Raw genomic sequence first — 6735 nt, 5'->3', positions numbered from 1 at the left:
TTCGAGATGGTCATTCATGCTTCCTTTCCGTGAAGCATGAACCGGATCAGTCATACACAGAAGACCTGACACTCTCACGCAAATCGCAAGCCGGACGGACATGGCGCCCCGATGGCCATATCACGCGAAAGACTACCCGCGGCAACTTGAGGCACAAAAGGTTATCACTAACAGTTGACGTTACGTCACCCCATGCACGCCGTCGCCATGCCGCGCCTTTGCCACTCTTGCCCGACGCGTCCTCTATGCATGGATTGTGCCTGCGGGAAATCCGCTGTAACTCGCGTCCATGCTGGACACGAACCGCCCCCATCTGCCGCCCGAAATCGCCCGTCGCCGGACCTTTGCGATCATCTCGCACCCAGACGCGGGCAAGACGACCCTGACAGAAAAATTCCTTCTGTATGGCGGCGCCATCCAGATGGCCGGACAGGTGCGCGCCAAGGGCGAGGCACGGCGCACGCGGTCGGATTTCATGCAGATGGAAAAGGACCGGGGGATCTCGGTCTCGGCCTCGGCCATGTCCTTCGATTTTGCCAGCAAAGACCGGAACTTCCGCTTCAACCTGGTGGACACACCCGGCCACAGCGATTTCTCCGAGGACACCTATCGCACCCTGACGGCGGTGGATGCGGCCGTGATGGTCATCGACGGGGCCAAGGGGGTCGAAAGCCAGACCCGCAAGCTGTTCGAGGTCTGCCGCTTGCGCGACCTGCCGATCCTGACCTTCTGCAACAAGATGGACCGCGAGGCGCGCGACACGTTTGAGATCATCGACGAGATCCAGGAGAACCTGGCCATCGACGTGACGCCGGCATCGTGGCCCATCGGCATGGGGCGCGACTTCCTCGGCTGTTACGACATGCTGAACGACCGGCTCGAACTGATGGACCGCGCCGACCGCAACAAGGTGGCGGAAAGCATCGCGATGGAGGGGCTGGACGATCCGCGTCTGGACGAACACATCCCCGCCAACCTGCTGGAACAGCTGCGCGAAGAGGTCGAGATGGCGCGCGAGCTCTTGCCCGCGCTCGACCCGCAGTCGGTTCTGGAGGGGCATATGACCCCGATCTGGTTCGGCTCGGCGATCAACTCCTTCGGCGTCAAGGAACTGATGGAGGGGATCGGCACCTATGGCCCCGAGCCGCAGGTGCAAAAGGCCACCCCGCGCGAAATCGCGCCCGAGGAAAAGAAGGTCACCGGGTTTGTCTTCAAGGTGCAGGCCAATATGGACCCCAAGCACCGCGACCGCGTGGCCTTTGTCCGGCTCGCCTCGGGGCATTTCACCCGCGGGATGAAGCTGACCCATGTGCGCACCAAGAAACCTATGGCGATTTCCAACCCGGTGCTCTTCCTCGCCTCGGACCGCGAACTGGCCGAAGAGGCCTGGGCCGGTGATATCATCGGCATTCCCAACCACGGGCAGTTGCGCATCGGCGACACGCTGACCGAGGGCGAGATGCTCAGGGTCTCGGGCATCCCCTCCTTTGCGCCGGAACTCTTGCAAACCGTGCGCGCGGGCGACCCGATGAAGGCCAAGCACCTGGAAAAGGCGCTGTTCCAGTTCGCCGAGGAAGGGGCCGCCAAGGTCTTCAAGCCGATGATCGGCTCGGGCTTTATCGTCGGGGTCGTGGGCGCGCTGCAATTCGAGGTTCTGGGCAGCCGGATCGAGATGGAATACGGGTTGCCGGTGCGCTTCGACGCCTCGCAGTTCACCAGCGCGCGCTGGGTGACCGGCGAAAAGGCGGCGGTGGAGAAGTTCATCAACGCCAACCGGCAGCACATCAGCTACGACAATGACGGCGACGTGGTCTACATGACGCGCCTGCAGTGGGACATCGACCGGATCGAACGCGACTACCCGGACGTGACCCTGAGCGCGACCAAGGAGATGATGGTGTAACTTTCGCGTCCCAGCGCGAAAGTTACGGTGGGCAGGGTGTCCTTTCCGTCAGGAAAGGATCACCGCCCACACCCCTCCATTCCTGGTGCCGCGCCAGATCGCGTCCCAGCGCGAAAGTTACGGTGGGCAATAGTGTCCGTTCCGACAGGAAAGGATCACAGCCCACACGCCTCCATCCTTGGTGCCGCGCAAGATCGCGTCCCAGCGCACCAGACAGACACACCAAACCTCAGACCATGCTGTCTCCGTACAGCACCTTTCGGATGGGAATGTCCTTTTCATCCATGTCGCCGCAGTAGCGGCGCAGGTGGGGCGGCACCTCTTCATAGGTCCGCCGCAGGGTCGCGAGGTTTTCATCCGTCGGGTCCGCCCAATAGGCATCCGCCGCCACACGGCAGACATGGAAACTCGTCGGCTCGCCGCGCAGTTCGCGGCCACATTCCCGCAACTCGCCGATCAGCGCCTCGCCCGAACAGGGTCCCGGCGCGGCATAGGAACAGGTTGCCGCCCCCAGCCCCCGGATTGTCACCCTGTCGCCTTCGCGCGGGAAACCGTACCGGCCCTTCCCGACATCCCCCGCGAAGTCCTCCAGCGACACAAACCGTCTCCCCCCTCTGCCCGAGACCGACAGCGCACCGCCCCCGAACAGGACAAGCTGCACGAGGTCAAAGCCCTCCGTGCCCCGCTCAAAGGACCAGAGCCACCTGCCCGGATGTCGGTCGCTGTCACTGTCCGGTTCCGCCTCGCGCCACGGGGCGCTGCGGGTGCGGGTCTGTTTCCAGTTTAGCTGCCCATCGACGACGTGGGTGGCGCTTCCCTGCAGGTCGACCAGGTTGTCCACGCCGGGGGTCAGCTCGGCCAGCAGGCCATAGACCCGCTCGATCAGCGCGTCAGGGGTGAGGGTCCAGTCCCCCTGTTCCAGGTCCAGCAACCCGGCCTGCCCCAGCCGCAGCGTTTCGCCCTCGGGGATGGCGGTGCCAATGCGTCCCTTGCGGACATCGGCCTCGAACATGGCGAGATCCATCAATTCCGGCGCCTCGATCAGCCCGTCCTCGAAAACGGTCATGTCCACAAGGTGATTGTCGCCGATCCTCTGGATCACCGGAAAAGAAACCCCGTCGATGGTGCGCAGTGCCTGCCGCTGTGTCAGTTCCGATGCCTTCAAACCCTGCCTCACCTTCCAAGCGCGCGCCTTCACCGCCTCAAGACGATGGCGACCCCACCGTATAGCGATCCCGGGCCCTAGCGCAAAAAAGGCGGCGGCGCGCAATTCTTTGCCAAGCTCGCAGGCCCAGCGCGCGATCGGCATGGCGCGGGGGCGGCACATGGCCTATCCATAGGCCATGACCATGATGCATCTCATCGCCGGCTTTCACGCCGCCACGCTCTGCCTTGTCGCCGCCTGCCCGGCCGAGGCCAACCCCTGGGACCTGATCAGCGCGATCGAGTACGAGGAGACCGAGACGGAGACATCCTGGTCCGTGCAAAAGACCATCCCCGAGGCGCTGCGCGCACAGGCGCAGGATTTCGAGGTCACGGGTTATTACGTCCCGGTCGAGGCGCAGGCCTATGTCTCGACCTTCCTGCTGGTGCCGGACCCCGCCGATTGTCCCTTTTGCGGTCAGAACGGCTATGGCCCCGCGCTGGAGGTCAGCATGAAACGCCCCATGCCCGACGTGCCCGAGGCGACCAAGGTCACCGTGCGGGGAACGCTCAATTTCGACGACAGCCCGGAAACCTATCGCGCGGTCTTTGTCACCGAAGGCGTGCTCATCGACTGAAAAAACGCCGCCCCGGGGACCCGGAGCGGCGCTCTGTTCTTGCATCTGCTTGGCCGCTTATTCCGCGGGCACATTGGCGGGCCGTTTCTGCCCGGTCAGGTTGTCCGGCAGGACAAAGGCCACCAGGACAAAGACCAGCCCCAGCACGATCCCCAGGATGTCCCCCGAGACGGCGAAGATCCCGTCGTAGGACGCCCCCGGAACGCTGCCCAGCGTGACCTTGCCGCCCGCGATGTCGTTCAAGAGGCCGCTGGCCTTCCAGGCGGGGTAAGTCGCCATGTAGGCCGCCGCCCCCAACAGACCGCCCGCGATGAAGAACAGCGCGTCACGCCGTCCGGTGGCCGCCGCACAGACGCCCGTCCCGGGGCAGAAGCCGCTGGCCGCCCAGCCCGCGCCCAGCATCAACCCGCCAATGAAGACACCGATATAGGCCGCCTTCACACTCATGTGGCCCACGTCGACAAGGCCCAGCATCTGCCCGCCGAACATCAGGATGGACCCGGTGCCGATCGCCAGCAGGATGGTCTTCATCAACTTGATGCGCCGCAGGGTCAGCATCCCCGAGATCACGTTGGGATTGGTGGCGCCGATCCGGTCCAGCACCGCGCCAAAGGCGACACCGATCACGATTGCCAGAAGGATTTCCATCGTTCAGCCCTCCTTGTACATCATCATTGCGGTGGGAATGGCGGCAGCAAAGGCCCCGGCGGCAAAGATGTAGCCACTGAGCGCGGTCTGCATCATGCCCGACATCATATGCCCCGAGGTACAGCCCCCCGCCAGCCGCGCGCCGTAGAGCACGACAAACCCGCCCAGGAAGGCCACCGCATAGCGTTTCCACGGCGTATCACCGAAATTGGCCTCCCAGATCTGCGGCAGCCGCTTTTCGGCCCGGCCCACGCCCCCGCGCGAAAAGGCAGAGAGCGCCGCGCCCGCCGCCATCGCCAGCACGAAGATGAACGAGTAGTTCAGCGGGTTGGCCGCGTTCTTGGCATATTTCCCCGAGGATTTCGCCATATAGGCGTTGGTCGAGGTATAGCCGTCCTCGATCTGCGTGATGAAATCCGGGCTGACCGCATCCGCGACGATCCCGTCGAGGATCACGAATTGCGTCGAGACGCCGATGGGCTTGACCAGCAGCACCGCCGCAAAAAAGACGATGCCCAAGAGCACGCCTCCGAGTTTCCAGTCGAGAGTCATGCGCCCTCTCCCCCTTGTCTTTGATATTCCGCTTTTCGAATATCACTGCATCCAGGCGCAGCGGATGATCCAGATCAATGCGGAGCATAAAATATGCAGAATCGAGAATGTCACCTTGGGAACGGGGCATGCAAAAAGGCCCCCGGCGCGCGCCGGGGGCCATTTCCGTGATCGCGGGGAGGGGATCAGGTGTCGGTCAAAAGCGGGGTGATCCGGCGCACGGCGGCACGGCGATTGGCCTGTTCCGCCTGGTCAGTCACGACCAGCAGGTCACTTTCGCCATAGCCCTGCAGCACCAGGTTCTCTGGCGGAACGCCGAAATACTCGATCAGGGCCAGGGCCACCGATTCCGCGCGGCGGTCGGAGAGCGACAGGTTATAGGCATCCTGCCCGCGCGCATCGGTGTGCCCCTCGATCAGGAACACCTCGCCCGGGTTCAGCGCGATGGCCTCCAACATGGCATAGCCCAGCGCGGCCAGTTCCTCGGCCTCGTCCGGGCGGATCGCGGCAGAGTTCGAGGCAAAGTGGATCGTGTCGATATTGATCCCCGGCGCCATCTTGCGCACGGCGTCGATGTCGCGCACCTGGGCCAGCGAGAACAGCCGTCCCGCATCGACGCCGGTTTCCGCGCCCAGCGCCCCGTTCACGTCACTGTCGCTCTGGTAGGCGACAACGCTGGATCCATGAACCTCTGGCAGGTTGGTGACGACCACCTGGTCGCTCTGCTGGGTGTCGTCGAACAGCACCACCTCGGTCCCGTCCGGCGCGATCGAGGAGCGGCGCAGCACGCGCCCGTCCGGCGCGCGCACCGTCTCGACCTGGCTGCCATCCTGGTACAGCATCACGTTGCGGGTGGACCCGTCCTTGTACTGGAAGGTCTGCACATTGGTGCCGGGCCGGTTCAACAGCACGTCGTCGTTGCGCAACACGCGCATGACACCGTTGTTTTGTACCACCATGCGGTCACCGCTGTTGGTGATGACGCGGTCCCCGTTCTGCAGCACCTTGCCCAGGTCCACGCGACGGAAGTCCAGCGTGCCGGTCCGGATGCCGATCTGGCGGGCGACCTTGTCGAAATCCTCGGACGAACGGCGCACGTCCTCGGCGGTCAGCGTCCGGTCCAGAACCTTGACCGCACCGGCCGCGATGCCGACGGCGGCGGCCACCCTGGCCACGTCGCGCAGGGCCACGATGTCGGCCTGCCGCTGGCTGGAGCCAAGGTCGATGCTGCCGACCGGCAGGCGCACGGTCTTGCCCGGGCGCGGCGCGATCTTGACCCCGCCAGCGGGCTTGCCGCCGACGATGTCCTTGGCCAGCTGCTTGCGCAGTGCGTCCAGGTCTACCGCACCGGGCTTGACCATGACCTTGCCGCCGGGGCCGCCGGGCGCGACCTTGATGCCCGGCTGGCGGGTCTTGGGCGGAATGGCGATCTGAACGTCCGGCACCTTGACGCCGGGCGCGATGGTCCTCGACGGCACGCGGATTGTCGGTGTCTTGTCCTTCGGGCGCACGATCTGGACATCAGGCACCCGGATCTTTGGCCGCGCCTTTTTGGGGATGACAACCTGCGCGGGGCGCGTCTTGGGCTGAGGGGTCACGATGACCTGCGGCACCTGGATGGTCTTCTTGGGGGTGCGCACGGTCTTTTTCGGCGGCTGCACGATCACCTGCGGCGTCTTCTTGACCTGCGGCACACGGCGGATGGTGCCCTTGTCGAAATCGCATTTGATGCCCAGCGCGGGGTTGCAGAGCTGCTTGAGGTCAATGTTCTGGGCCGCGGCGGGTCCGGCAAAGGTCACCGTCAGCAGGCCAAGTGCCGCCGAGGCGAGGAGGAGGCGTTTCATTCGGCAA

6 protein-coding genes are annotated in these 6735 nt (G+C 64.5%); 2 read left to right on the top strand and 4 right to left on the bottom strand.

Going from position 1 to position 6735, the window contains the following annotated elements; translation table 11 throughout:
* Positions 1–289 precede the first annotated feature (289 nt).
* Positions 290–1903, top strand: a complete 1614-nt coding sequence (locus KZZ07_RS23440; protein WP_219518141.1) for a peptide chain release factor 3 — start codon at positions 290–292, stop codon at positions 1901–1903.
* 229 nt (positions 1904–2132) lie between these two features.
* Here the strand turns inward: KZZ07_RS23440 and KZZ07_RS23435 are convergent, their stop codons facing one another.
* Complete coding sequence (locus tag KZZ07_RS23435) at positions 2133–3068, bottom strand: DUF7638 domain-containing protein (RefSeq protein WP_219518139.1); 936 nt, start codon at positions 3066–3068, stop codon at positions 2133–2135.
* Positions 3069–3252: 184 nt separating this feature from the next.
* Between KZZ07_RS23435 and KZZ07_RS23430 the strand changes: the two genes are divergently transcribed.
* Entirely contained in the window at positions 3253–3684 is a 432-nt protein-coding gene (locus tag KZZ07_RS23430) for a hypothetical protein (RefSeq protein ID WP_219518137.1), read from the top strand.
* 57 nt (positions 3685–3741) lie between these two features.
* On the opposite strand, the gene KZZ07_RS23425 is transcribed toward KZZ07_RS23430, so the two are convergent.
* The 3 genes from KZZ07_RS23425 to KZZ07_RS23415 form a co-directional block, all read right to left on the bottom strand.
* Positions 3742–4332: a YeeE/YedE thiosulfate transporter family protein gene (locus KZZ07_RS23425; protein ID WP_219518135.1), complete on the bottom strand. Its 591-nt coding sequence runs from the start codon at positions 4330–4332 to the stop codon at positions 3742–3744.
* A gap of 3 nt (positions 4333–4335) precedes the next feature.
* A complete protein-coding gene (locus KZZ07_RS23420; RefSeq protein WP_219518133.1) occupies positions 4336–4884 on the bottom strand; it encodes a YeeE/YedE thiosulfate transporter family protein in 549 nt (182 codons plus the stop codon).
* Between the two features lie 185 nt (positions 4885–5069).
* A complete protein-coding gene (locus KZZ07_RS23415) occupies positions 5070–6728 on the bottom strand; it encodes an OmpA family protein (RefSeq protein WP_255564548.1) in 1659 nt (552 codons plus the stop codon).
* Positions 6729–6735: the final 7 nt, after the last annotated feature.

It is taken from the genome of Mameliella sp. CS4, from assembly GCF_019392335.1.
Lineage (GTDB): Bacteria > Pseudomonadota > Alphaproteobacteria > Rhodobacterales > Rhodobacteraceae > Antarctobacter.
This window is presented reverse-complemented; position numbering and strand designations above follow the sequence as displayed.

Coding starts and splice junctions, on each gene's coding strand:
- KZZ07_RS23440 (WP_219518141.1), top strand. CDS start 290: ATGCTGGACACGAACCGCCCCCATCTGCCGCCCGAAATCGCCCGTCGC.
- KZZ07_RS23430 (WP_219518137.1), top strand. CDS start 3,253: ATGATGCATCTCATCGCCGGCTTTCACGCCGCCACGCTCTGCCTTGTC.
- KZZ07_RS23425 (WP_219518135.1), bottom strand. CDS start 4,332: ATGGAAATCCTTCTGGCAATCGTGATCGGTGTCGCCTTTGGCGCGGTG.
- KZZ07_RS23420 (WP_219518133.1), bottom strand. CDS start 4,884: ATGACTCTCGACTGGAAACTCGGAGGCGTGCTCTTGGGCATCGTCTTT.
- KZZ07_RS23415 (WP_255564548.1), bottom strand. CDS start 6,728: ATGAAACGCCTCCTCCTCGCCTCGGCGGCACTTGGCCTGCTGACGGTG.